Source organism: Staphylococcus lutrae (assembly GCF_002101335.1).
Classification (GTDB): Bacteria; Bacillota; Bacilli; order Staphylococcales; family Staphylococcaceae; genus Staphylococcus; species Staphylococcus lutrae.
Genome location: NZ_CP020773.1, coordinates 184,268 through 210,737, shown reverse-complemented (window position 1 = coordinate 210,737; position 26,470 = coordinate 184,268). Strand labels below are relative to the sequence as shown.

The window sequence follows — 26,470 nt, the reverse complement described above, 5'->3', positions numbered from 1 at the left end:
GAAGGTTGTGAAAGAAATGAACTGGTTTGATCAGTTATTTGGCGAAGATGATAAAGATCAATCGTCACAACGTTCAAAACGTAGAAAAAAGAAACGACATGATCATACAATGGACGATACGGGTTTTGTTCAACAAAGTCCGGATGTTTATCAACGACCTCGTGGGAAATTCCGTTTTCCCATTGATATGCATGATGAAGTGACGACTGAGGATCATCAAGTCAACGCTTCGCATATGGGCAGAACGCATAATAAGATGCAAGATATACGTGCTACTCATGTTGTGGAGCGCCAACAAAGAAGACATCGAGGTGTACAACAAGCACATTATCATGCGAATCAAAGTGGAGAACGTTCTGAAAGTCAGTCATACATAAGTCATGAGGGGACTTCAACGTCAAAACGCCACACACAAGGCAAGCGGCAATGGGAGACGGCGTCACAACCGAATTATCATCAAAAACCATTTAAAGCGAGTGAAGTGCCTTCTGCTATATTTGGGACGCAACCACCGAAGCAGCTCGATTCAAACCGCTTTAATTCGACTCAAGGCGCCCGCAAAACAACAGCACATTCAGTGTCAAATGAAAGTGACGTCCGTTCAAGTGAATCACAAATGGATGCTGTGCCAAAAGATGAGAAGCGAGTAAGTGGTAAATCGAAAAATCCGACACGTCGTCGTAATACCATTAATCTTGAAAACTTTTATGCCTCACAAATTGTTGAAGAAATACGTCGTGAGCGTGAAAAGAAATTAATGAAAAAGAAAAATTTCAAGGAAGCGTTGAAAAAGAAAAGAGAATCACAAGCGTATCAACAGCAACCAGATATTCAAAAAGCAATTGACGATATGTATTCAGCTCAGGCGCGTCAACTGTTGGGAGAGACGTACGCGAAAGACACAAACGATACGATAGAAGACGAGCCGACGACACATGACTCAGAAACACCAGTAGTGTCACAAAGCGATACACAAGAAACAGAGCCAAACTTTGAATACGAAGAAATAGATTTAACACAGGTGGAGATGGCGAACGACGATGATGCGCAAAATCGTACAGCGCAGTCAACGGATGAGGAAGTTACACAACCTGTAGTGCTTCACACGGACCACCCAGCTGATACAGACGACGTTGAATATACTGAACATGATTACAATTCAGAGATGCGTGAGGATCAAGTTGAATCATTGAACGACAATGACACGGCTGTTGATATGGCCCCTTCTGTTGAATCTGAGCGTTTACAAGATGATGAGGAAGTGAATCAAGCTCAACGTGTGGAAATAACGAACGACATGCGGGCAAATCAAGAGGGTAAAGATGAAGAAGCAAACGATTCAGAGGTAGTTGTTGATGCTCGAGATACCTCTGAGCCAACCACACGCCAAACATCTGAAAATGTACCACAGTTGGAGCCAGAATTAAAACCAGTATTAGATAAGAAATCAACAGATAAGCAGTCAACGCTATCAACACAGCAATCGACTCATACAAAGAGAAATGAAGGCTCAAACATCCAACAAACGCCACAACAACGTCAACAGATACCTATTCGTAAAGGGAGTAAGCCTTTCAATGTGGTGATGACACCTTCAGATAAAAAAAGAATGATGGCACGCCAACAGCAGCGTAACAGTGCGAATCAAATGAAAGAGAGAGAAGCACCGAAACATTTCGATACAGTTCAAAATTTAGCTGAGCATACGGCACAACAAGGTCAACCTATTACTGGGGTAGCGACCAAGAGCGAGCCGTTATCAACGAATAAAGAAACGACGATGATTCGTCGCGGACCGAACATCAAACTGCCGAGTATTGATTTGTTAGATGCACCGGAACAACGTGAACAAGATGAGGCTTGGATTGCGAGTAAAAAAGATGAATTGAATAAAGCGTTTTATTATTTTAACGTTCCAGCTGAAGTGGTGAACGTTGTTGAAGGACCGAGTGTAACGCGGTTTGAATTATCGGTGGAACGAGGCGTGAAAGTTTCTCGAATTACTGCATTACAAGATGATATCAAAATGGCATTAGCAGCTAAAGATATTCGTATCGAAGCGCCTATACCTGGAACGAGTTTAGTCGGTATTGAAGTGCCGAATCCAACAACGACAAAAGTGAACATTCGCTCCATCATTGATTCTGTTGCGTTTAAACAAGCTGAGTCAAAACTGACGGTGGCGATGGGTAACCGTATTAATAATGAGCCTTTGTTGATGGATATTGCTAAAACACCTCATGCACTCATCGCTGGGGCGACAGGTTCTGGTAAATCTGTCTCAATTAACAGTATTTTACTGTCATTGTTATACCGTAATCATCCGGAAGAGTTAAGACTATTATTAATCGACCCGAAAATGGTGGAACTTGCGCCTTATAATGGTTTGCCACATCTTGTTGCCCCTGTTATCACGGATGTCAAGGCCGCAACGCAAAGTTTAAAATGGGCTGTGGATGAAATGGAGCGACGATTCAAATTGTTTGCGCATCACCATGTTCGAAATATTTCAGCATTTAATAACAAAGTCAGCTATGATCAACGCATTCCTAAAATCGTTATTGTTATTGATGAGCTCGCAGATTTGATGATGATGGCACCTCAAGATGTTGAACAGTCCATTGCACGTTTAGCTCAAAAGGCACGTGCTTGTGGGATACACATGCTCGTAGCGACGCAACGTCCATCGGTGAATGTCATTACAGGTTTAATTAAAGCAAATATCCCAACACGCATTGCATTTATGGTATCATCTAGTGTGGACTCTAGAACGATATTAGATAGTGGCGGTGCGGAACGTCTTCTTGGATATGGTGACATGCTTTATTTAGGCAGTGGGATGAATAAACCGATTAGAGTACAAGGGACGTTTGTATCGGATGAAGAGATTGATCAAGTTGTTGACTTCATTCGATCTCAACGTGAACCAGAATATTTATTCCAAGAAAAAGAATTATTGGAAAAAACGGAGACACCAGCGAAAGATGAACTGTTTGATGATGTTTGTGCCTTTATGGTGAGGGAGCAAAGTATATCAACATCATTGATTCAGCGTCATTTTCAAATCGGCTATAATCGTGCTGCACGAATCATTGATCAGCTCGAACAGTTAGGGTTTATTTCAGGTGCCAATGGTTCTAAACCGAGAGATGTCTTTCTCAGTGAGTCGGATTTAGATGAGCTTTAGGGAAATAGAGAAAGGAGCGATGAAACATGACACGATACCATTTTGTTGGTATTAAAGGTGCTGGCATGAGCTCATTAGCACAAATTATTTATGATTTAGGTTATGAAGTACAAGGTTCAGATATTGAGCAATATGTTTTTACTGAAATCGCGTTAAAAAATAAAGGGATAACGATTTTGCCATTTAGTGCGAGTAATATTACAGAGGGACTCACGATTATTCAAGGGAATGCCTTTAATGATACGCATGAAGAAATTGCGCGTGCGAAAGAACTCGGTTTGAAAGTGCTGCGTTACCATGACTTTTTAAGTGAAGTCATCAATGCCTATACATCCGTTGCAGTCACTGGTGCACACGGCAAAACATCAACTACGGGTTTACTTTCACATGTTATGAATGGGGATAAAAAAACATCATTTTTAATTGGTGATGGAACAGGGATGGGGCTACCACAAAGTGAGTATTTTGCATTCGAAGCTTGTGAATATCGTCGGCACTTTTTAAGTTATGCACCAGACTATGCCATCATTACGAATATTGATTTTGACCATCCTGACTATTTTAAAGATATTGATGATGTCATTAATGCGTTTCAAGGTATGGCCAGAAACGTAAAAAAAGCGATTATTGCTTGGGGTGATGATCCGTATGTAAGAAATATTGACGTGGATATTCCAGTGTATTACTATGGATTTGACGATTCGATGGACGTCTATGCTCAAAATGTTGAAGTGACCGATAAAGGTACAGCATTTGATGTTTATATTAATGGTGAATTTTATCAACATTTTATTTCTCCCCAATATGGAGATCACAATATTTTAAATGCATTAGCAGTTTTAACTGTGAGCTATTTAGAAAAATTGGATGTTGAAAATATTAAAGAAGCATTAATCACTTTCGGTGGGGTGAAACGTCGATTTAATGAAGAATTTGTGCAAAATCAAGTATTAGTTGACGATTATGCACACCATCCAAGGGAAATTAGTGCTACAATTGAAACAGCTAGAAAAAAATATCCGAATAAAGAAGTTGTCGCGATTTTTCAACCGCATACTTTTTCAAGAACGAAAGCATTTTTACAAGAATTTGCAACGGTGTTAAACCTTGCTGATCAAACGTATCTTTGTGACATATTTGGTTCAATTCGTGAAAATCAAGGTGAACTTACTGTTAAGGATTTACTATCACTCATTGATGGTGCGCATTTGATTGATGAAACAACGGTCGCTCAATTGCAAAAACATGATGATGCTGTCTTGCTATTTATGGGTGCTGGAGATATCCAAAAAATCCTTAAAGCCTATATGGCAGACATCGGTGCAAAAGCACTTTTCTAATGTTTGAGTTCTAACAGGTTGGGTATTTAATTAAAATAAATAGCATATTATTTAAAAGTCAATTAGGAGGCGTTTAGGAATGGAATGGATTTTACCAATCGCGGGGATCATCGCAGCAATTGCTTTTCTTATTTTATGTATTGGAATTGTTGTTGTATTGGTTTCAGTTAAAAAGAACTTGGATCATGTAGCCAAAACACTGGATGGTGTAGAAGGACAGATTCAAGGAATTACGCGTGAATCAACTGACTTGCTACACAAAGCAAATCGATTAACTGAAGATGTACAAGACAAAATTAATCGTTTGAATTCAGTTGTTGATGCGGTAAAAGGCATTGGCGATTCAGTACAAACGTTAAATGGTTCTGTTGATCGAGTGACACACTCAATCACACATAACATTTCGCAAAATGAAGATAAAATCTCTCAAGTTGTTCAATGGTCAAACGTTGCAATGGAAATTGCTGACAAGTGGCAAAACAGACAAAAACGTCGCGGTAGTGCAGCGTACAAAACAAACAATGTGACTGAGGACGTAAAAAAATAATAGCTTAATAACAAGGCATTATTTACGGATAAGTTGGACATTAACATGAGCATAAAGATTTAATCATGTTGCAGTCATTTTTTCTTGAAAGTAGAATGAAATATACAACATTGAATGACATAGATTCAAATCGTCAATAAGTGTTGGTCAGTTTAAATAAGCTTTGAACGAAATGCACTTAAATGAGTATCATACTTGATTTAAGTGCATTTATTATAGGAGGCTATGAAGAACGATGGAAAAATATAATCGAGATTTGTATACAAAAGGATTAGAAAGCTATGAAGTTCCTCAATATGAACCAGGTTATAAACCTTTAGACTTTGTATTCGGATTTGTGGCAGGGGCAATCTTGGGAAGTGCATTAGGATTCATCTTAAAACCGAATATTGCACAATCCAAACGTACGAAAAATCAATTTTATGGACGAGAACACGCTCAGAAATTAAGAGAAGATGCAATTCGTAAAGCGGAAGCATTGAAATCAGAAGCGAGACGCATTAAAGATGAAACAGCTCAAGCATCACCTGTTGACGAAGGAACTGTTTCCGAGCATGCTGCCCAATTACGTGCAATTCGTAGTGAAGTGGACTCAGATCGTCTACAAGCGCCTTCTGTTCCGAATCAGGCGTCAAAAAACGACGAAATCAAGCAAGAACCGAGCGAAAAACAAAAAGAGGCAAATCATATAGATACGGAGCAACAGGGACATCGTCAGGCGGTTTTTGAAAATGGTGTTATCACACATGATATTGAATCACAACAACAGACTGCTCAAAAAAAGACTGAAACGACAACGGTAGACAAACAAAAGTCAGAAGATGTAAAAAAATTGAACAAAAAAGTAGGCAAACATACATTTAACGATTAAGATGCACTGAGAGACGTATGAGTAATGACATTGAGGACTTATGAGGTGACTTCATCTCATAAGTCCCAATTTTTTTGACACTTTTTAAGTACATTTTAATAGTGAACAAATGAGCGGTGTGAATGATAGGAATCTTATATATTTGATTTGAATGATAGACTTACTTGTAATGATTCATCATTTGCCATATATTAACACATATACAGATTCAAATTTGTATGTTGCATACGCGAATGAATCGTGATTTAAATCCACTCGCGCCATATGACTTTTGATGAATCTGTTTCGTCTCGTATCATCAAATAACATTAACTTAAACATATCAATCAAGTTCTGTGTTATTTTAACTCGAAAAGGGTTGAAATAACTAAATTTTACTGTTAGTATACTCAGTATCAACCTTTAAAATTTTATCGCTTTAAAGCGAGTCAGAAATCGCTGGGGGGAAATTAAGATGGTAAGTAATTTAGAATTATACAGAAAACAAATTGAAGATATTAATGATCAAATTTTAGATTTATTATCAAAACGGGGAGAGTTAGCTCAAAAAATCGGTGAGGAAAAACGTAAACAAAGTACGGTGATTTATGACCCTCAACGAGAAAAAGAAATGCTAAACACACTTATCGATAAAAATAAAGGTCCGTTTAATGATAATGTCATCAAACAATTGTTCAAAGAGATTTTCAAAGCATCCACAGACTTACAAAAATCAGATAACGAAAAACATTTATATGTCTCACGTAAATTAAAACCAGAAGATACCATTGTTCAATTTGATAATGGGGGGATCATTGGTGAAGGTCAAAAAACATTTGTCTTCGGCCCATGCTCAGTAGAATCATATGAACAAATCGACGCTGTTGCGCGAGATTTAAAAGCGAAAGGTGAAAAATTCATTCGTGGGGGTGCATTTAAACCACGCACATCGCCTTATGATTTCCAAGGTCTCGGTGGAGAAGGTTTAAAAATATTAAAGCAAATTAAAGATCAATATGATTTGAATGTGGTGAGTGAAATTGTTCATCCAAATGACTTCGAACTGGCTGATCAATATTTAGATGTCTTCCAGATTGGTGCACGTAATATGCAGAACTTTGAATTGCTGAAAGAGGCGGGGCGCACACGTAAACCGATTTTACTAAAACGGGGCCTTTCTGCTACAATTGAAGAATTTGTATATGCAGCAGAATACATTGCTTCTGAAGGGAATCAAAATATCATTTTATGTGAGCGCGGTATTCGGACTTATGAAAAAGCCACACGTAACACACTTGATATTTCCGCAGTCCCTATTTTAAAACAAGGGACGCACTTACCTGTGATGGTCGATGTGACACATAGTACAGGTCGCAAAGATATCATGTTACCAGCGGCGAAAGCGGCATTGGCTGTCGGTGCAGATGGTGTAATGGCAGAAGTGCATCCAGAGCCTGCTGTGGCGTTAAGTGACAGTGGTCAGCAAATGGATTTAAATGAATTTGATACGTTCTATAATGAACTTAAGCCACTTTCAGAAATGTATAACCAAAAACAATTGAAGTAGTACACCGTGACAGTATAAGGATAAATTGTCGTAGCAATACGATTGTTTATCCTTTTTTACACGTTGAATGATAGGAAAATCATGGACGCGCAAGCAGGGATGCACGTATACTCGCGATACATTTGAAGAAGTAGAACTTTGCATTTCATTGAAAAGAAAAACGTGACTCAGCTGGAAAGAAACGATAACAAGATGTCAATCATATGTGATTAACGATAACCAATACATAAAAAAGGCTTAAATGTAAAATGGTAACTTTGTCATTTAGAGTGATATAAATATGACAAATCCATGACAAGAAAGCGTTTTAGATTACTTAACATGTCGAATTATGATACACTTTGAAAATGATATGAAAACTGATAACAATCATAAATAAAGTGTTTTCAAGGAGGAAGAATTATGACTGTAACCATTTATGATGTTGCTCGAGAAGCAAGAGTCTCTATGGCAACGGTATCACGGGTAGTGAATGGGAATCAAAACGTAAAACCTGAAACAAGAGATAAGGTAAATGAGGTCATCAAACGATTGAATTATCGTCCTAATGCAGTAGCTCGTGGTTTAGCAAGTAAAAAAACGACTACAGTAGGTGTAATTATTCCGGATATTTCTAATATTTATTACTCACAATTGGCGCGAGGGTTAGAAGACATCGCAACAATGTATAAATATCAAACAATTATTTCAAATTCTGACGATGATCCTGAGAAAGAAAAAGAGATTTTCAACAATTTATTAAGCAAACAAGTGGATGGGATTATTTTTCTCGGCGGTACATTAACAGATGATATTAAGGCGCAAATCAGCCGCGCATCAGTTCCAGTTGTTGTATCAGGAACGAATGGTAAAGATGATGGTATTGCGTCGGTGAATATCGATTTTGTGCAAGCAAGTAAAGAAGTAACACAACAATTAGTTGAATCAGGCGCAACGAAAATTGCTTTTGTAGGTGGTGGATACTCTAAAAAAGCACAGGAAGATGTATATGAAGGTTTGAAATCCGTGCTCGAGGCGCATCAACTACCTGTAGATGATCATTTGTTATATCTTGGAAATGAAACATATAAAGATGGTTTGCGTTCATTTGAAAAATTAAGTCAATATCAACCGGATGCTGTCCTATCAATCAGTGATGAGCAAGCGATTGGAATCGTCCATGCTGCATTAGACCACGGTTTGAAAATACCGGAAGATATACAAGTCGTAAGTTTTAATAATACACGGTTAGTTGAGATGGTTAGACCACAGTTATCAAGTGTCATTCAACCGTTATATGATATTGGTGCGGTAGGGATGCGTTTATTAACGAAATATATGAATAATGAAGACATCGAAGAACCGAATGTCATACTTCCGTATCAAATTCAATACCGAGGTACAACAAGACCTTCATAATCGAGGCGCAACCAACATGTACGGGTAGCGGTATGATGAATCTCAATGGATGTCCCCCACGTTTGCAGAGCTTTTTGTCAGCGCAAGTGGGGGATTTTTATGTTTTAATTGATTACATTTTAATACGAGTCATATTGATTCGTTTTGCCACGCTGAATTGATTAAAACCAGTTTAATATATTTGACGCGACTTGAAGGTTTTGTTGGCTGATTTCTGATCGCCGTGGAATGACCTGATAATCTTGAAATTGTTCTTCCCAGTATTCGGGAATAGGAACCGGGCTGTACTGTTTCCATTTGTTTAGCCATTTTTCAGGTAAACGACCTGTTAATCGTGGCTGATGTATCAAACTGAAATAAATGTGACTCCATGCTCTGGGAACAACACGCCAAATATTATAGCCGCCCCCGCCTAACATGATGACTTTTCCATTACAATATGTTTCAGCGATATCGGTTATGATATAAGGAATATCGTAAAGCGTATTTAAATTGCAACTCATATGTGTTAAAGGATCTAAGTAGTGTATATCTGAGCCAATCACACTGACAATAAAGTCTGGCTTGAAAGAATCAACGACTTGATAAAGTGTTTTAGTGAATACTTCTATAAAGGAATCATGTTCTGTATAAGGCTCAAGAGGGAGATTAATACAATAGCCAAATCCTTCTTCTGCCCCGCGTTCTGTATAGTGCCCGGATCCGGGGAAAAGAAATTTACCCGTTTCATGGATGGAATAATTCATGACTTGATTAGACGTGTAGAAAGACCATTGGACACCGTCTCCATGATGTGCATCCGTATCAATATATAACACACGTTGATGATATTTTTCGTTGAGATATTTGATATAAATCGCTGCATCGTTATAAACACAAAAACCACTGGCACGTCCTTCATGTGCATGATGGAGACCACCACCTAAATGACAGCCATTGCGGAATTTTCCAGACATGATGGCATCGATTAAATTTAATCCACCTCCAATGATCGTTGCTGTACTTCTGTGTATGCGTGAAAACACGTGGGTGTCCTCATCGCCTAAACCATATTTTTGTTGTTCATCAGGGCGTAAAAGGTTTTTTTCTCCTCTTATAACTGCTTGTATATAATCATATTTATGAATCGTAGCAATCTCGTCTACTGTTGCTTGCCTAGGGACGATAATTTGGTCCTTTGAGAGAAAGCCTGTAGATAACAATAATTCAGTCGTCAATTTTACACGCATTTGATTAAACGGATGCTTATTATGGAACCGATAGCGCAACAATGAATCCGCATAGACATAGCCTGTTTCTCGTTTTAACTGATTTTTCATATGACCTCCCCCCCCTTTAGAAAAAGAAACGATTCATAAATCTTATATTATCAAACGCTTCCATTTGTTCAACTGTGATGTTTTTACCGATACGTGCCATTAAACAATTTGCAGGGTGACTCGTAATTTCTGGATCGTCAGTGGCAAATACTTCTAACCCGCCACTGGCCATCATTCGTTGCATGAGTTTTTTATATTCAAATACATCGAGTTGAGAATTTTTCAAATCCCAATGCCAATAATATTCAGTCGTCATTATAATATAATCCTCTAACTCGGGACTTCTTGTGCTGACTTTGAGCAAAATGCGTCCTAATCCGAGGCCACGGTAAGCTAAACTAATTTCAATTGCCCCTAGTTCTAATAGGTAAGGGAGCTGTCCTTCAGACCATCGCTCAAGTGGGTCAGGGTATAAATATGTGACATAACCAACTATATGCTTCTCTTTTCTAATTATATAAATACGTCCTTCATCCAATGTACTAATTTCTTGTATCGCCTCGAATTGCTCAATAGGGATACGAAATGCGTCAAGACCATCATCAAAAGTCATTTCCTGTAAGTATGTTTTAGAAACAGGTCCCTCAATAACAAATGTTTGCCCGTCCACTGTATAACGTTCCTTTTCATATGTTTTAACGTGTTTCATACCGCCATCCCCTTTCTCATATGATTTCACTATTTTTATTATAATGTATGACTCATGTATTTTCATCTGAATTCTGAATAAGTACAATTTTTTGAAAACAGCATACTGATAAGGTATAATAACATTAGTTTTGAAAGCGATGACAATACAAAGGGGGATTCGTGATGAAAGTCGAAGTTTACAAAGGGGAACAAGGAAACTTTAACCTCAAAGATTATCAAACAACATATGACCAATTCGATTGGAAAGAAGTAGAAAAAGTCTTTTCTTGGTATGAAACTGGCAAAGTCAATATGGCCTATGAATGTATTGATCGCCACGTTAAAGATGGGAAAGCAGACAAAATCGCGTTAAATTATAAAGATCAACAACGTAAAGAAAGTTATACTTTTAAAGAGATGCAGGAAAAATCAAACCAAGCAGCCAATGTACTAAAAGATAAAGCCAACGTACAAAAAGGTGACCGTGTATTTATTTTTATGCCAAGAACACCGGAGCTCTATTTTGCATTATTTGGTGTTTTAAAATTGGGAGGCATCGTTGGTCCATTATTTGAAGCATTTATGGAAAAGGCGGTGAAAGACCGTTTAGAAAATAGTGAAGCCAAAGTCATCATTACAACGAATAGTTTGCTCTCACGGATTCCTCAAGATCAGTTGCCACATTTAGAAACCATTGTCGTAGTGGATGAGACTGTTGAAGATCAGTATGTTGATTTCAATCAAGCGATGCAAACAGCCGATACTGCGTTTGATATTGAATGGCTTGGACGTGAAGACGGCTTAATTCTTCACTATACTTCTGGTTCAACTGGACAACCGAAAGGCGTGTTACATGTACAAGAAGCCATGTTATTACACTATATTTCAGGGCGGTATGTATTAGATTTTCATGAAGATGATGTCTATTGGTGTACTGCGGATCCAGGTTGGGTGACAGGAACGTCCTATGGGATTTTTGCTCCGTGGTTAAACGGGGTCACAAACTGTATCGCAGGCGGCCGATTCTCACCGGAAAACTGGTATGCGATGATCGAAGACTTTAAAGTAACGATTTGGTATACAGCACCAACTGCTTTGAGAATGTTGATGAGTGCAGGCGATGATCTCGTTGAAAAATATGATTTGACTTCATTAAGAAGCATTTTATCCGTAGGTGAACCTTTGAACCCAGAAGTGATTAAATGGGCGAAAAAGGTGTATCATAAACGTGTACTCGATACATGGTGGATGACTGAAACAGGTGGACATATGATCGTCAATTATCCATCTGAAGACATTAAATTAGGATCAATGGGGAAACCACTTCCAGGTATTGAAGCGGCAATTATAGATAATGAAGGTCATCGTTTACCACCGAATCGTATGGGTAACTTAGCGATTAAAAAAGGTTGGCCTTCGATGATGCGTGAAGTATGGAAAAACCCCGAAAAATATGCCTCTTATTTCATCGGTGATTGGTATGTATCAGGAGATTCGGCGTACCAAGATGAAGATGGTTATTTCTGGTTCCAAGGACGTGTCGATGATGTTATTATGACTGCAGGTGAACGTGTGGGTCCATTTGAAGTGGAATCTAAATTAGTAGAACATAAAGCCGTTGCAGAAGCAGGGGTTATTGGTAAGCCAGATCCGGTTCGTGGTGAAATCATTAAAGCGTTTATTGCGTTACGTCAAGGTTATGAGCCGACTGACGCACTTAAAGAAGAGATACGATTATTTGTAAAAGAAGGTCTTGCAGCACATGCGGCACCAAGAGAAATTGAATTTAAAGAGAAATTACCTAAAACACGTTCAGGTAAGATTATGCGTCGCGTGTTAAAAGCTTGGGAGCTTGATTTGCCGACAGGTGATTTAAGCACAATGGAAGATTAATACGGCTGATAGTATACGATTTTAATCTTATCTGTTATCCCGTAACGATGCATTTACGATTGTTAATATCACAAACGAAAGGCTGAGACATTTGATGATACACGACTTTCGAAATTGTTGAAAGGTGTATCGGAGGATTGTCTCGGCCTTTTTTGTTGGATGTATACGATAATTGAGAATCAATACATAGGATAAAATGAAAGGATATAATGATTGAGCATGTTTTGTTCGACAACCTTGCACGAGTTCGTTATCATTAATAATGAGCAACGTGCTTTAACTCTAAATGTATGCGTTTACATCGCATGCGTATTATAAAACGATGAAGGGGTTGAATTTTGTGGGTCATTTAACAGATTTAGAAATTGCAAATCAAGCGACACTCAAACCAATTAAAGAAATTGCAAATAAGGCCGGTATTTCCGAAGATGCTTTAGAACCTTACGGACATTACAAGGCGAAAATTGATATTTCTAAAATTAAAACAAAAAATGGTAAGGGAAAAGTCGTCCTAGTCACTGCAATGAGTCCGACACCAGCTGGAGAAGGTAAATCAACTGTGACTGTGGGATTGGCGGATGCCTTTCAACAAATTAATAAAAATGTCATGGTGGCATTACGAGAACCTGCATTAGGTCCGACATTTGGTATAAAAGGTGGGGCTACGGGTGGCGGCTATGCCCAAGTCTTACCGATGGAGGATATTAATCTCCACTTTAACGGTGATTTCCATGCCATCACGACTGCAAATAATGCATTGTCTGCGTTCATAGACAACCATATTCATCAAGGTAATGCGCTTGGAATTGATCAACGTCGTATCGAATGGAAACGGGTATTAGATATGAACGACCGTGCATTACGTCAAGTTATCGTAGGTCTAGGTGGACCGACGCAAGGCGTGCCTCGAGAAGATGGCTTCAACATCACAGTGGCTTCAGAAATTATGGCTATTTTATGTTTGAGCACAGGCATCAAAGATTTAAAAGAAAGTATTGCGAAAATTACGATTGGTTATACGCGAGAACGTCAACCCGTTACTGTTAAAGACTTAGGCGTACAAGGTGCACTCGCAATGATTTTAAAAGATGCGATTAAACCAAATCTTGTCCAAACGATTGAAGGGACACCTGCACTTGTACATGGGGGACCTTTTGCGAATATTGCACATGGTTGTAATTCAATTATTGCTACAGAAACGGCACGTGATTTAGCCGATATTGTTGTGACAGAGGCAGGCTTTGGTTCTGATTTAGGTGCCGAAAAGTTCATCAATATTAAATCACGTAAAGCAGATTTCGAACCTGATGCCGTTGTGGTTGTAGCGACTATTCGTGCGCTAAAGATGCACGGAGGCGTTTCAAAAGACCATCTTAAAGAGGAAAATGTGGAAGCTTTAAAAAATGGTATAAAAAACTTAGAGCGTCACGTAAAAAATATTCGTAAGTTTGGTGTTGAACCTGTGGTCGCATTAAATGCATTCATCCACGATACAGAGGCTGAATTTGAATTTGTAAAACAGTGGGCAGAGCGCAATAATGTACGGCTATCACTGACTGAAGTTTGGGAAAAAGGTGGAAAAGGCGGAACGGATTTAGCAAAAAAAGTCCTTGAAGTGATCGAAACACCGCATCAATTTAAACGTTTATACGATTTGGAAATGCCACTTGAAGACAAAATCGAAAAAATAGTAAAAGAGATTTATGGTGGAAGCAAAGTCACGTTCACTACGAAAGCACAAAAACAATTAGCACAGTTTAAGGCAAACGGTTGGGATCACTATCCGGTATGTATGGCTAAAACGCAATACTCATTTACAGATGACCAAACGCGTTTAGGCGCACCGTCAGATTTTGAAATTACGATTCGTGAACTTGAAGCGAAAACAGGGGCGGGCTTCATCGTTGCATTAACAGGTGCGATTATGACCATGCCAGGATTACCTAAGCAACCTGCTGCATTAAAAATGGATGTCACTGATGATGGACACGCCATAGGTCTATTCTAGTTTATGTGATATAAAAGAATGACTGATGATTAAAAGTTATCCCATATTTTAGGGGGTTATCATCAATCGGAAGGGTGGAACGAATGCGTCGATTTCACTTTTCCGATTTTTTTATGAAAATTCAAATTTTAAGTTATTTTATATCTTGTATGTTAAAGGGTGCGATCTATAACGTGGTATCATTGCAGTTTATTCCCCATTCACCACGACTATTTTATTTGGATGGATGGTATAAATGTGAATAAATATCCTCATTCAGTGCATTGACATACGCTTGTTGACTAATCTGACCTTCTACACGCATTCGTTTTAGGACATAATGTTGTCGACGAATGGAAATTTGAACATCATCCTTACTTTTAAGTGTGCCATCTTGATTGAATGGCGTATAGACATATGGGCTTTGTAATAGACCAACGAGATACGCGGCTTCTGAAATGTTTAACGATTTGGGTGGTTTCCCAAACAGTCCATAGGAAGCAGAGGCAATACCGGTGATATTTTGACCATTCGTATCTAATCCAAAGGGGACAAGATTCAAATACGTATAGATAATTTCATCTTTTGTCAAAATATGTTCAATTCGAATCGCATACATGATTTCCTTTGCTTTACGATCATATGTGCGTTCTTGTGACAGGATTTGATTCTTTACCAGTTGCTGTGTGATGGTACTGCCACCTGTTGGAAATTGGGTGTCAAAAACATCTTGAAACATAGCTCTTAAAATGGCTTTGGGTAAAACGCCGTTATGGACGTAAAAGTCAGCGTCTTCTGAAGCAACGAGGGCTTTCGTTACATAGGGTGAGACTTCTGCTGGTCCAGCAATAAGGCTCGGTTCTTGCTCATTATAGATTGCAATTAAGTCCGCTTTTTCTGGATGAGCGACTTTCAGTTCAGGGAGGTGTGTGACCTGTTGTGTCAATGTTTCATCATCCAAAGTTTCGGATTTTGAAATAATACTCGCAAAATAGCCTAATAAAAGACCGCATAAAAACATACAGCCAATGAGAACAAAAAGAACAAATGAAGTTAATATTTGTTTAATTCTACGCATATAAAAGTCATAACGTTTAAAAAATGATGTATCATTGTTTTGAGATGATTCTTTCGATTTCATTGACCATAAACCTCCATTATTTAAACACAGTATATCACATTTCAATTTACTGAGTATGTCGGGCAAAAGAATGATTGATTTGACATTAATTTTATAAATCTATATAATGAATAGCAATTACATGATTTATTGAAATTGAGGACAAGTAGTTTGGGTGCAGATTTTAAGAGAGTCAGTGGTCGCTGTGAACTGATAATCGCGTCTTTATGAATACACCTCGTTACCATTTCAACGTTGGCGGTGAACGTATCATCGTAAAAGTCCCAAGTATGGTGGTACCGTGCAAATGATTGCGCCCTTACGTCTCATGATGTAAGTGGTGTTTTTTTATTTTTAGAGGAGGTTAAGTTATGACAAATGCATTATTAGAAGAGTTGAGTTGGAGAGGCCTAATTTATCAACAAACAGATGAAGAAGGAATAGAAGCACTCCTCAATAAAGAGGAAGTGAAAATTTACTGTGGTGCAGATCCTACAGCGGATAGTTTACACATTGGTCACTTGTTACCGTATTTAACATTACGTCGTTTCCAAAATGCGGGTCACCGTCCAATTGTTTTAATCGGTGGCGGCACAGGGATGATTGGGGATCCATCAGGTAAATCGGAAGAACGCGTATTGCAAACGGAATCGCAAATTCAAAAGAACGTGCAAGGGATTCAAAAACAAATGACGCAACTGTTTGATTTTGATGTAGAAAATGGACCGATTTTAGTCAATAACTATGATTGGTTAAGTCAAATTTCATTGATTGAATTTTTACGTGATTACGGTAAGCACGTAGGTGTGAACTATATGTTAGGGAAAGATTCAATACAGTCACGTTTAGCAACAGGTATTTCATATACGGAATTTACGTACACGATTCTTCAAGCGATCGATTTTGGTCATTTAAACCGTGTCCATGACTGTAAAATTCAAATTGGCGGATCGGATCAATGGGGAAATATTACGAGTGGTATTGAGTTAATGCGACGTATGTATGGCGTGACGGATGTTTACGGATTTACGATTCCACTTGTTACGAAAGCAGATGGTAAAAAGTTTGGTAAGTCAGAAACAGGCACAGTATGGCTTGATCCAGAAAAGACGACACCATATGAATTTTATCAATTTTGGATTAATACAAGTGACGATGATGTCATTAAATTCTTGAAATACTTTACATTTTTAAGCAAAGACGAAATTGAGGCATTGGCACAATCCGTTGAAGAAGCGCCTCACTTACGTCAAGCACAACGAACGTTAGCTGAAAATGTGACGCGTTTAATTCACGGCGAAGCGGCTTTAAATGATGCACAACGAATTTCAGAAGCATTATTTAAAGGTGATTTAAAATCATTATCTGCAGATGAGATTAGCGCAAGCTTTAAAGATGTACCACAAGTGACTGTATCGAGTGATATGACAAACTTGGTAGAGCTATTGGTAGAAGCAAAAATATCTCCATCTAAACGACAAGCGAGAGAAGATATTACTAATGGCGCGATTTATATTAATGGTGAACGTCAACAAGATTTAGATTATACACTTGTTGCGGAGGATCGTTACGACAATGCATTTACGATTATTCGTCGTGGTAAGAAAAAGTATTTTATGATTCATTATCGTTAAGCATTTTTTCAGGTTGTCTATTTTACATTTAGGACATGATAGGTAAAAGATGATCTCAATTTTAATATAAATGAAACAACGTACGATAAAGTTTTTCTTGAGAACTTTGAAGTACGTTGTTTTTTTGCATATGATTCAAGCAAGTATATATCGCTGACTTGCATTAAAAAGGGTGAGACCTGAAAAGCATCTCACCTTGTAAATGTACACTGTAATTATTTTGCTGCTTTATTCGCTTCTGTTAAAGTAATTTCAACATTTTTAGTTTTACCATCACGATTAATTTTAAGCTGAATGCGATCGCCAGGTTTTTTATCTTTATAAAGATATGAGCGTAAATCTGTATCATTTTCAACTTTATGTCCGTCAATTTCAACAATAATATCACCTTTTTTGATGTCGATGCCTTGACGTTGAACTTGAGCGACATAAACACCCGAATCTAATTGGCTATTGTTTTTATATTGTGGTGGAATATCAGAAACATTAATCATCCCAATACCGATTGAAGGGCGTTTGACCTCACCGTGTTTTACAAGGGAGTCAATCACAATTTTCACTTCATTACTTGGAATGGCAAAGCCAATACCCTCAACTTGTGGTGCAGCAATCTTCATCGAGTTAATTCCTATTAAGTTACCATCAATATCCACCAATGCACCACCTGAGTTTCCAGGGTTAATCGCAGCGTCTGTTTGTAATACAGTCACCTTGTTGGCACCTGCTGATGTATCGGCTTCAATTGTCCGTTCATTCGCAGAAATAATACCCGAAGTCACCGTATTCGCAAATTCTAAACCGAGTGGATTACCCATCGCAAATACGCTATCACCTGTTTTCACTTTTGATGAGTCGCCAAATGTGATCGCTTTAATATCATCTCTATCTTTAATTTTAAGCACTGCAATGTCTGTCAGTGCATCCGTTCCAACGAGTTTTGCATCAACTTGTTTAGAATTGTGGAGCTGTACTTTAATAGATGAGGCACCTTCAATGACGTGGTTGTTCGTAACGATAAATGCGTCACCATTATTTTTTTGATAAACGACACCAGAACCAACGCCTGTCGGTTGTGCTTTTGTGGATTTACCTTGTAGTAAGTCATCTAGGCTTTGTGCTTGTTGCTCATTGATGACACCAACGATAGCGGGGGCTTGATCGTTAATCATTTCATTGACTGATTTGTATTTTGTACTCTTACCATCGAGCGTGTTACCACCTTTTTGGTTGTGAGCGACGTTGACATCCGAACCGTTGTGGTTACTCCAAGGAAAACCGTTTGAAAAGCTTCCGGCAATGCCGACGACAAGTAGGGCGCCGAGTATGCCTGCAATTAAAGCGACAAGAATGACTTTAAGCCACGGGAACCTTTCCTTTCTCGAAGTGTTCGGGGTTTCACGATAAGTTGAGGAACGTTGTGCGTATCCTCTGTGCTCGTTTGGTTGTTGTTCTGGGTGTTGCTCTTTGGATTGTGGTTCATTTTCATAATCTCGCATAAAATTCCTCCTTCATCAATATTATGATAGGTTTTTAACTTTTTTGCCAGTGGAAGGGTATCCAACTTTAGACGGATTTTAGAGAAAGGTTGTTGAAAAGTCATCGAGATGATAGAATTTAAAGGATTAATCTAACTCAAAGTAGGTGCAGAAATGTTATATCACATATTAGGGACACTGATAAAATTAATTGTGGATAAGGGATTGAAAAATTTAGTTGTGTTGGGACTTGAAAATCAACCTCGTTCCAATCGATATGTTGTGACATGTAATCATGAAAGTTATAACGAAATTCTTTTGTTAGGTGTTTCGTTACTGCCAAATCAAATTCATTACATGGCAAAACAAGAGTTGTTTAAAAATAAGTGGTTCGGAGGATTTTTATCTCGACTTAACGCTTTTCCAGTCAATCGTGAAAATCCAGGGCCGAGTACATTAAAAATTCCAGTCAAGTTGTTAAAAGAAGATAAAATCGTGGGGATTTTTCCATCTGGACACCGCACGAAAGAAGAGGCGCCATTAAAAAGAGGTGCTGCAACCATTGCAATCTTAGCGAAGCAACCGATTTTACCAGCCGCATATGTGGGGCCGACAAAAATACTCGGTTTGTTTACGACTAAAGCGTATATCAAATTCGGTACACCTATCGATACAACTGATATTCCAAGCGGTTTAAGTCGACAAGAAAAAGTTGACTATGTGACAGAACAAATCAGTTCACGTACAAAAGCATTACAAGAAGAACTCAATGCGTACGCGAAACGTCATTAATTCAAATATTGAAACGGAGCAATATAAGTGAAATCGACTTGTATTGCTTTTTCATTATTTCACAAGATGCATTGTACCCAGTGATGAACATGTGACATCTGTGATTCGGGTTTAGGTATTTAATCTGATTCATGGTATAATGATTTTGTCTGAATTTTCTGGAATGGGAGGGTCTGATATGACGAAAGCGATACTTTTTGATGTGGACGGCGTATTTTTAGATGAATCACGTTGTTTTGATGTATCTGCATTAACAGTTTATGAATTACTTTATAGTTCAAGTTATCTTAGTTTAAAAGCAAATGTCGAACTGTCTCAAATGACTGATATACAAATCTCACAAATTAGAGCAGAGTTGTTTAAAAATGATCAGATTTTAAATGAATTAAAATCTATAGGGATTAATTCCAATTGGGATATGTTATTTGTAGTTTTTTCTGTACACTTTATTGAGTGTTTAAAGCAGTTTGATGTGAAAACGCGTGAATTTTGGTTGAATGAATCAACCTTTAATGATGCGACACTGCATCAAATCGGACAGAATTTATCGATGGTTAAATTGAGTGATGAAAAGCCACTGACTTTTATTCAAAATGTAACAGAAGGGCGATCACAAATTTATCAGTCACTGCAACGCTATGCTAAGGAACAACTTGAAATCAATGATGTCGAACTTTTTAACATTAATAGTGCATTGTGGCGGCTGACACAAGAAATTTATCAAGAATGGTATTTAGGTGTGCCGTTATATGAAAAAGTAGAACAAAAGCCAGCTAAAACGGATTATAAAACGGGATACATATATGACGAAATCGCTTTGGCCCCGATTGATGCAACGAAACAATTATTAGACGATTTGAAAGCAGCGGGGTATCGACTAGCGATTGCCACGGGTCGACCGCGTACGGAAACCATTGTTCCATTTGAAACAATGGGGTTATTAGAACATTTTGATTTATCTTCCATTGTCACAGCGAGTGAAGTGCTGGAAGCGGAGTCACGATACCCAGAGTTAAAACCATTAGGTAAACCGAATCCATTTAGTTACATTGCGGCATACAATGGAAATCAAAAGGCAGATTATGATGATTATGCGACGAATCAATCTGCACGGATGAATCCAGAATCAGTCACAATCGTAGGGGATTCGCTTGCAGACTTATTTAGTGCTCAAGTTGTAAATGCACAGTTTATTGGGACTTTAACAGGTTTGAAAGGGAAGAAAGCAGCAGCAGAATTACGTGAGCATGGGGCAGAAATATTGGTTGAAAATGTCTTAGATATTAGAGAGATTTTACTATAGCTAAAATCAGGGTTGGAATCATTTTATCGTGATTCCAACCCTTTAAGTATGATTAGGATATCCGTCGTTGAGATGACGCTTAAATCCTAGGGAAAAGACCCATTGGCATGATCCATTCAAACAATACGGCTTGCTTCAGGATGAATTATTGATTTAACGTCACGGGTATGACTTGCTGGAAACCGTCAATTTCTAATAGTGCTTGACGTACAGCTTCATCAATAGGGTGATCAATTGACAAGATCATCATTGCATCGCCTCCGAGCTGAGAACGACCTAAATGCATGGAAGCGATATTGACGTCATGTTCGCCTAAAATTTGTCCTGTTTTTCCAACAATACCCGGTCGGTCAAAATGATGAATGACCAATTGATAATGTTCAGGTTTAAAATCAACTGGATAATCATTGATACGTACAATACGTGGACCAAAGCCATTCAATACAGTTGCACCAATTTTTACAACATCATTTTTATTAATGAGTTCCAACTCAATATAGTTGCTAAACCCTTTTTTCTTTTTCGTCTTTTCTATCGTGTAATTTACATTTTGTTCGTTGAGTAATACGAGCGCATTAATTAAGTTAACGTGGTCTCCCATATCTTGTTCGAGTACGCCTTTGACTAAATTACGTGTAATTAAACTGGTGTCATCTAATGCAAGATCTCCCGCATAGGTGATTTTAAGTGTACGTGGCGCTTTTGGAAGAAGTTGAATCCCTACACGGCCTGTTATTTTTGCGAGTTCTACATAAGGTTTCAATGCTTCATCAACGTTGAATACACCACTAGGCGCATTGACCGCATGTGTGACATGTTCATTTGTTAATATGTCAATAATTTGTTGTGCGACGGAAACTGCAACTTTTTCTTGCGCTTCAATGGTTGACGCACCTAAATGAGGTGTGACAATAATTTTTGGATGTTGTGTCACAGGTGAACCGATTGCAGGTTCGTTTTCAAAGACATCCAATGCAGCACCCGCAATTTTATTTTGATCTAATGCTTCTATGAGTGCTGATTCATCAATAATCCCTCCTCGAGCAACATTGACAATTTGTAAATTCGGTTTTGCCTGATTAAAAAAGTCTGCATTCACAATCCCTCTTGTCTTATCTGTTAATGGGGTATGTACAGTAACAAAATCAGCCTGTTGTGCAATTTCATCCACAGTAGCCCGAACAAATTCAAGTTCTTTTGCTTTTTCCTCACTTAAATAAGGGTCATATGCAAGGACGCGCATACCAAAGCTTTGTAAGCGCTTAGCCACGCCTGTACCAATCCGTCCAGTACCGATGACACCTAATGTTTTTTGGTAGAGTTCTGTCCCGCGAAATGTTTTACGATCCCATGTGCCATTGCTCAGTGAAGCGTGTGCTTGTGGAATATTACGGGCCATGCTTAAAATCATCGCTACAGAATGCTCCGTTGCAGAAATCGTGTTTCCGTCAGGTGCATTGATGACGATAATTCCTTCTTTTGTGGCCGTCATTGTATCAATATTATCAACGCCAACGCCTGCACGTGCAACAACTTTTAATTTTTTTGCGGCTTTAAGGATATTCGCGGTAACAGTCGTTTGACTGCGTACGATGAGTGCATCATAGTTTTCTATGATTGCAATTAAACCTTCTTCAGTTAGACCTGTTTGGTGGACCACTTCAAAATTTGGGTGGTCATTTAAACTTTTCAATCCATCGACTGAAATTGGATCAGCGACTAAAACTTTATAATGCATGATGTATAACCTCCATAAATGCTTTTGTAGCACGACCAATATAAGAATTTTGACGATGCTGTGTTAAGAGCACTTCAAGCGCTGCGACAAATGGCAATAAATCAAAAGGCGAGAGGAAGCCCATATGACCAACTCGTAAAATATGTCCTTTGAGTTTGCCTTGACCACCAGCGATTGTAATATTAAATTGATTTTTTAATTCATTTTTAATATAAGTCAGCTCGTCTTTATCATTCGGTACAAATGCGGTAACAGTCGGGGATGCATAAGTATCTTCAACTAATAATGCTAAATCTAATTCGCGCAATGCAGCACGTACAGCATCTCTGATGTGATAATGACGTTGAATGACATGATCAAACCCTTCTTCTTCAACCATTTGTGCATACTCGATGACCCCTCTGATGGCAGAAATGTTGGGTGTAAATGGTGTTGAATGGGCAACAAGGGAAGCGTGGTGCTTGACCAAACTTAAATAAAAACGGGGTGTTGTTACGGATTTAAAGCGTTCAAGGGCGCGATCATTGTAAGCAACAAATGCGATACCCGGCGGTAACATCAACGCTTTTTGACTTCCAGAAACAAGGACGTCAATGCCATCCCGCTCAAGATGAACATCGACAGCACCGATACAACTGACCCCATCGACGACGAAGTAAATCTGATTATCCCATTTTTTTAATTGTTGACCGAGTTCTGCCACAGGGTGAAGCACGGCAGTTGATGTTTCACAATACTGGCTGAATACGGCTGTAATAGAAACATCTAATCCTTTAATGAATGCCATCACATCGGATACATCAAATGCTTGTCCCCATTCCACTTCAAAAGTGTGCACATGATTAAAGTAAGTCTCAGCGATTTGTTTAAAGCGTTGACCGAATGCCCCAGACACGATGATGACAATATGATCTTCTGGATTGACGATATTGAGCATACTCGCCTCAAGCGCGCTTGTTCCACTTGAAGTTAAAATCATGACATCATTTTGACTGCCAAACATCGGCTTAAGTGAATGAAAAGCAACTGCTGCTATTTTTTCAAAATCAGATGAACGGTGTCCCATCATGGGCTGATTCATTTGGGCTTGGATACGTAAAGGAATGGGTGTTGGGCCAGGTGTTAATAGTAAAGAATGATGCGTATACATAATGAACCTCCTTCAGTAATATTTTTTCATTTTATCAAATTTTCTGAAATATTAATAGGTAAAAATTGTGAACTTTGTGTTTGCAATGCGATGAAGCAACGTGCCACACCGAATGTAAAATTGATACGGTGTGGTTTGACTTCGATTTTATTCGGCTACAATAAGAGTAGGGTGTATTTCAATATCAACATTCCCACGCAAACTATGAGACACCATACAGTTTTGGTGCGCGATTTGAATCAGCTTCGGAAGGCGTTTTTCTAATTGTGTATATTGCGATGCATTCGCGACGTAGATATGGGGTTGATGTACGATACGTGTCATTGTAAAGCGGTGTTGATCAAATTGTGCGTGACCATAGCTATGCATATGGATTTTTAAAGCGGTGAGGTGTGCACGTTCCAATGTTGCTGCCAATGAAATGGTCATACAACTTGCAGCGGCACTTACAAGTAATTCATCAGGGTTCGTTCCAGTACCACGTCCACCTAAAGAACTCGGGATCGATACTTCTTGATTGATGACATTTCCACGTAATTGGCCGACTTCATTGCGGCCTCCATGCCAGATGACATGAGCCGGGAATTGGTGTTGAAGCAAATCAAATCACTCCTTCAATATTGATGAATTTAGTGTAATCGAAAGTTGAGAGAATAGAAAGGAAGACGCATATGACAAAGTTGATGAGACCAACGAAAGCGTTTCAAATTGTCGCGCATCGTGGCTTTTCACAACAATATCCTGAAAATACAAGAGCGGCTTACATTGCTGCCTTAAGTCAACCTATTGATATGTTAGAGATTGATTTACATATGACAAAAGATCGGTTTCTAGTTGCCATTCATGATGAAACCATTGATCGCACCTCCAATCACGTAGGAGCGGTACGTGATTTTACGTTGGAAGCGTTGCGCACATTTGATTTTGGCAGTTGGAAAGGAGGCGGACAGTCAGAAGGGATAATGACGTTTGATGAAGTTTTGATGTTAGCCAAACAGTATTCAAAAACATTATTAATCGAAATCAAACAGCCACAACAATATCCCGGTATGGAGGAAGCGGTCATTGCTACAATAAAGCAGCATCATTTTCCATTTAATCGTGTCATCATCCAATCGTTTGATCAATTGAGTATTCAAAAATTGCATGAAATGGCGCCTGAAATTCGTTTAGGCGTTTTGCTTAGCCAACGCCACTATCGTTTTAAACAACCTTCTTTTGAACGATTGGCAAGTTTTTCAAATTTTGCGAACCCTAATTATAAACTTGTGAACAAAAAATGGGTGCAACGTGCGCATCAATACCATTTAAAAGTAATCCCTTATACAGTGAATCAAATCAGTGTGGCAAAGCGGTTAATTGCGATGGGGGTAGATGGAATCATTTCAGATGCCCCACAACAATTGTTTGAACTGTAGCGCACGCCCATATCGAAGGTGAGCCTGGAACAGTTGAACTGCGCATATTCCAGGCTCTGATGATAATGGGCGTACGTAATGGAGAGAATAAGTAGAAAATTTGGGTAGAATGATACGTCAATGAGAGTCTGCCATTAATCGGTCATATGCACCGAGAGCAACGGCAAGATCAAAATAGGCCGTTCCAACACATTTGAAGACCGTGATACTATCATCGTGTGAACGTTGAATGGTGCCATTCAGTGACAGATCTTTTAAATCACCGTCGACATCTTCAAATTTAAAGAGCCCTTTTTCATTCGCTTCGATGAATTCACCGGCTTCCTCTTTCACACCTTCAATGTCATCAAAAAAGACTTTATCTGCTTTTGGTAAAATACGGTTATCAAGTTCTTTCATGTCAGGTCGATACGAACCGATACCATTAATGTGAGTGCCAGGTTGAATATTTTGAGCATCAAAGACTGGGTCGGCAGATTGTGTTTGACAGTTGATGATATCTGCTTGTTTTGTGAGTGTGTCAACATCTTCTACTACGGTAATAGATAAATCTGGAAACGCATCTGCAACACGTTTTTTAAATGATTCTGCTTTAGAGGTTGTTCGATTGTATAATAAAACATTTTTAATCGGTCTCACTTCAAGATTGGCAAGCAATTGTTCAAATGCCATGCCACCTGTACCAATCATTCCTAATGTAGACGCATTTTCACGACTTAAATACTGAGTTGCGAGGCCGCTTAATGCGCCCGTACGCAATCGTGTTAAGTAGCTCCCATCTATGCTTGCCACATGTTCACCCGTTTTAAGGTCTGTAATGATAATCGTCGCTTGAGTCGTCGGTCTTTGGTGTTGAGGGTTGTCTGGCGTAATTGAAGTAATTTTAATCATGCCACGTTCCCATTCTGTATGTACGCAAGGCATGTAGAGCATTGATTTAGCACCATCTCCAGTTGGAATGACAATTCTTTGTGCTTGGCTTATCCCATCCATATTTTTAAATAATTGTTCGATATCATGCATGGCATTCGACATTTTATAAGTATTTTTTATTGTTTCTTCATTAAAGACTTTCACGGAATTCGCCTCCTCAATTTTGTGGTACACCACTAGTATAGAGGA

General features: G+C 38.6%; 20 protein-coding genes. 12 read left to right on the top strand and 8 right to left on the bottom strand.

Going from position 1 to position 26,470, the window contains the following annotated elements; all coding sequences use genetic code 11:
* The first annotated feature begins 16 nt into the window (after positions 1-16).
* The 6 genes from B5P37_RS00990 (at position 17) to ccpA (ending at position 8,889) form a co-directional block, all read left to right on the top strand.
* On the top strand, positions 17-3,187 hold the full coding sequence (locus B5P37_RS00990) for a DNA translocase FtsK (protein ID WP_085236247.1): 3,171 nt from the start codon (positions 17-19) through the stop codon (positions 3,185-3,187).
* A 26-nt stretch (positions 3,188-3,213) separates the two neighbouring features.
* Positions 3,214-4,527 (top strand): UDP-N-acetylmuramate--L-alanine ligase, encoded by a 1,314-nt coding sequence (gene murC, locus B5P37_RS00985; protein WP_085236245.1) that lies wholly within the window; start codon positions 3,214-3,216, stop codon positions 4,525-4,527.
* 79 nt (positions 4,528-4,606) lie between these two features.
* Complete coding sequence (locus tag B5P37_RS00980) at positions 4,607-5,074, top strand: DUF948 domain-containing protein (RefSeq protein WP_085236243.1); 468 nt, start codon at positions 4,607-4,609, stop codon at positions 5,072-5,074.
* Positions 5,075-5,309: 235 nt separating this feature from the next.
* Positions 5,310-5,945 carry a hypothetical protein gene (locus B5P37_RS00975; protein ID WP_085236241.1) on the top strand — a complete coding sequence of 212 codons (636 nt, stop codon included), beginning with the start codon at positions 5,310-5,312 and terminating at the stop codon, positions 5,943-5,945.
* Between the two features lie 454 nt (positions 5,946-6,399).
* Positions 6,400-7,491 (top strand): bifunctional 3-deoxy-7-phosphoheptulonate synthase/chorismate mutase, encoded by a 1,092-nt coding sequence (locus B5P37_RS00970; RefSeq protein WP_085236239.1) that lies wholly within the window; start codon positions 6,400-6,402, stop codon positions 7,489-7,491.
* A gap of 402 nt (positions 7,492-7,893) precedes the next feature.
* Positions 7,894-8,889 carry a catabolite control protein A gene (ccpA, locus tag B5P37_RS00965; RefSeq protein ID WP_085236237.1) on the top strand — a complete coding sequence of 332 codons (996 nt, stop codon included), beginning with the start codon at positions 7,894-7,896 and terminating at the stop codon, positions 8,887-8,889.
* 161 nt (positions 8,890-9,050) lie between these two features.
* Here ccpA and B5P37_RS00960 read toward each other — a convergent pair whose 3' ends face one another.
* Together B5P37_RS00960 and B5P37_RS00955 are read right to left on the bottom strand one after the other, a co-directional pair.
* Positions 9,051-10,208 carry an acetoin utilization protein AcuC gene (locus B5P37_RS00960; protein ID WP_085236235.1) on the bottom strand — a complete coding sequence of 386 codons (1,158 nt, stop codon included), beginning with the start codon at positions 10,206-10,208 and terminating at the stop codon, positions 9,051-9,053.
* A gap of 16 nt (positions 10,209-10,224) precedes the next feature.
* Positions 10,225-10,857 (bottom strand): GNAT family N-acetyltransferase, encoded by a 633-nt coding sequence (locus B5P37_RS00955; RefSeq protein ID WP_085236232.1) that lies wholly within the window; start codon positions 10,855-10,857, stop codon positions 10,225-10,227.
* Between the two features lie 164 nt (positions 10,858-11,021).
* On the opposite strand from B5P37_RS00955, the gene acsA reads away from it, so the two are divergent.
* Both acsA and B5P37_RS00945 read left to right on the top strand, forming a co-directional pair.
* The gene (gene acsA / locus B5P37_RS00950) at positions 11,022-12,731 is read left to right on the top strand and encodes an acetate--CoA ligase (protein WP_085236230.1); all 1,710 of its coding nucleotides are present in this window, start codon (positions 11,022-11,024) and stop codon (positions 12,729-12,731) included.
* A gap of 340 nt (positions 12,732-13,071) precedes the next feature.
* The gene (locus tag B5P37_RS00945; RefSeq protein WP_085236228.1) at positions 13,072-14,739 is read left to right on the top strand and encodes a formate--tetrahydrofolate ligase; all 1,668 of its coding nucleotides are present in this window, start codon (positions 13,072-13,074) and stop codon (positions 14,737-14,739) included.
* Between the two features lie 214 nt (positions 14,740-14,953).
* Here B5P37_RS00945 and B5P37_RS00940 read toward each other — a convergent pair whose 3' ends face one another.
* Complete coding sequence (locus B5P37_RS00940; RefSeq protein WP_085236226.1) at positions 14,954-15,859, bottom strand: transglycosylase domain-containing protein; 906 nt, start codon at positions 15,857-15,859, stop codon at positions 14,954-14,956.
* A gap of 350 nt (positions 15,860-16,209) precedes the next feature.
* Between B5P37_RS00940 and tyrS the strand changes: the two genes are divergently transcribed.
* Positions 16,210-17,472, top strand: a complete 1,263-nt coding sequence (gene tyrS / locus B5P37_RS00935) for a tyrosine--tRNA ligase (protein ID WP_085236224.1) — start codon at positions 16,210-16,212, stop codon at positions 17,470-17,472.
* A gap of 215 nt (positions 17,473-17,687) precedes the next feature.
* Here the strand turns inward: tyrS and B5P37_RS00930 are convergent, their stop codons facing one another.
* Positions 17,688-18,968, bottom strand: coding sequence for a S1C family serine protease (locus B5P37_RS00930; RefSeq protein ID WP_085236222.1), 1,281 nt, complete (start codon positions 18,966-18,968; stop codon positions 17,688-17,690).
* A 153-nt stretch (positions 18,969-19,121) separates the two neighbouring features.
* Here B5P37_RS00930 and B5P37_RS00925 point away from each other — a divergent pair, with 153 nt between their 5' ends.
* On the top strand, positions 19,122-19,739 hold the full coding sequence (locus B5P37_RS00925; RefSeq protein ID WP_085236220.1) for a lysophospholipid acyltransferase family protein: 618 nt from the start codon (positions 19,122-19,124) through the stop codon (positions 19,737-19,739).
* A gap of 178 nt (positions 19,740-19,917) precedes the next feature.
* Entirely contained in the window at positions 19,918-21,042 is a 1,125-nt protein-coding gene (locus B5P37_RS00920) for an HAD family hydrolase (RefSeq protein ID WP_085236218.1), read from the top strand.
* A 145-nt stretch (positions 21,043-21,187) separates the two neighbouring features.
* Here B5P37_RS00920 and serA read toward each other — a convergent pair whose 3' ends face one another.
* The 3 genes from serA to B5P37_RS00905 form a co-directional block, all read right to left on the bottom strand.
* A complete protein-coding gene (gene serA, locus B5P37_RS00915; RefSeq protein ID WP_085236215.1) occupies positions 21,188-22,780 on the bottom strand; it encodes a phosphoglycerate dehydrogenase in 1,593 nt (530 codons plus the stop codon).
* Positions 22,770-23,930, bottom strand: coding sequence for a pyridoxal-phosphate-dependent aminotransferase family protein (locus B5P37_RS00910; RefSeq protein WP_085236213.1), 1,161 nt, complete (start codon positions 23,928-23,930; stop codon positions 22,770-22,772). Before B5P37_RS00910 ends, serA begins: the two co-directional genes overlap by 11 nt.
* A gap of 147 nt (positions 23,931-24,077) precedes the next feature.
* A complete protein-coding gene (locus B5P37_RS00905) occupies positions 24,078-24,530 on the bottom strand; it encodes an SACOL1771 family peroxiredoxin (RefSeq protein ID WP_085236211.1) in 453 nt (150 codons plus the stop codon).
* Positions 24,531-24,601: 71 nt separating this feature from the next.
* Between B5P37_RS00905 and B5P37_RS00900 the strand changes: the two genes are divergently transcribed.
* Positions 24,602-25,348 (top strand): glycerophosphodiester phosphodiesterase, encoded by a 747-nt coding sequence (locus B5P37_RS00900; RefSeq protein ID WP_085236209.1) that lies wholly within the window; start codon positions 24,602-24,604, stop codon positions 25,346-25,348.
* A gap of 117 nt (positions 25,349-25,465) precedes the next feature.
* Here B5P37_RS00900 and B5P37_RS00895 read toward each other — a convergent pair whose 3' ends face one another.
* Positions 25,466-26,425, bottom strand: coding sequence for an ornithine cyclodeaminase family protein (locus tag B5P37_RS00895; protein WP_085236207.1), 960 nt, complete (start codon positions 26,423-26,425; stop codon positions 25,466-25,468).
* Positions 26,426-26,470: the final 45 nt, after the last annotated feature.

Excerpts from the sequence above, each read along its gene's own strand:
- B5P37_RS00925 (WP_085236220.1), top strand. The coding sequence starts at position 19,122 with ATGTTATATCACATATTAGGGACACTGATAAAATTAATTGTGGATAAG.
- B5P37_RS00910 (WP_085236213.1), bottom strand. The coding sequence starts at position 23,930 with ATGTATACGCATCATTCTTTACTATTAACACCTGGCCCAACACCCATT.
- ccpA (WP_085236237.1), top strand. The coding sequence starts at position 7,894 with ATGACTGTAACCATTTATGATGTTGCTCGAGAAGCAAGAGTCTCTATG.
- B5P37_RS00990 (WP_085236247.1), top strand. The coding sequence starts at position 17 with ATGAACTGGTTTGATCAGTTATTTGGCGAAGATGATAAAGATCAATCG.
- B5P37_RS00975 (WP_085236241.1), top strand. The coding sequence starts at position 5,310 with ATGGAAAAATATAATCGAGATTTGTATACAAAAGGATTAGAAAGCTAT.
- B5P37_RS00930 (WP_085236222.1), bottom strand. The coding sequence starts at position 18,968 with ATGCGAGATTATGAAAATGAACCACAATCCAAAGAGCAACACCCAGAA.
- B5P37_RS00970 (WP_085236239.1), top strand. The coding sequence starts at position 6,400 with ATGGTAAGTAATTTAGAATTATACAGAAAACAAATTGAAGATATTAAT.
- murC (WP_085236245.1), top strand. The coding sequence starts at position 3,214 with ATGACACGATACCATTTTGTTGGTATTAAAGGTGCTGGCATGAGCTCA.
- serA (WP_085236215.1), bottom strand. The coding sequence starts at position 22,780 with ATGCATTATAAAGTTTTAGTCGCTGATCCAATTTCAGTCGATGGATTG.
- B5P37_RS00940 (WP_085236226.1), bottom strand. The coding sequence starts at position 15,859 with ATGAAATCGAAAGAATCATCTCAAAACAATGATACATCATTTTTTAAA.
- tyrS (WP_085236224.1), top strand. The coding sequence starts at position 16,210 with ATGACAAATGCATTATTAGAAGAGTTGAGTTGGAGAGGCCTAATTTAT.
- B5P37_RS00900 (WP_085236209.1), top strand. The coding sequence starts at position 24,602 with ATGACAAAGTTGATGAGACCAACGAAAGCGTTTCAAATTGTCGCGCAT.
- B5P37_RS00980 (WP_085236243.1), top strand. The coding sequence starts at position 4,607 with ATGGAATGGATTTTACCAATCGCGGGGATCATCGCAGCAATTGCTTTT.
- B5P37_RS00955 (WP_085236232.1), bottom strand. The coding sequence starts at position 10,857 with ATGAAACACGTTAAAACATATGAAAAGGAACGTTATACAGTGGACGGG.
- B5P37_RS00920 (WP_085236218.1), top strand. The coding sequence starts at position 19,918 with ATGACGAAAGCGATACTTTTTGATGTGGACGGCGTATTTTTAGATGAA.
- B5P37_RS00960 (WP_085236235.1), bottom strand. The coding sequence starts at position 10,208 with ATGAAAAATCAGTTAAAACGAGAAACAGGCTATGTCTATGCGGATTCA.
- acsA (WP_085236230.1), top strand. The coding sequence starts at position 11,022 with ATGAAAGTCGAAGTTTACAAAGGGGAACAAGGAAACTTTAACCTCAAA.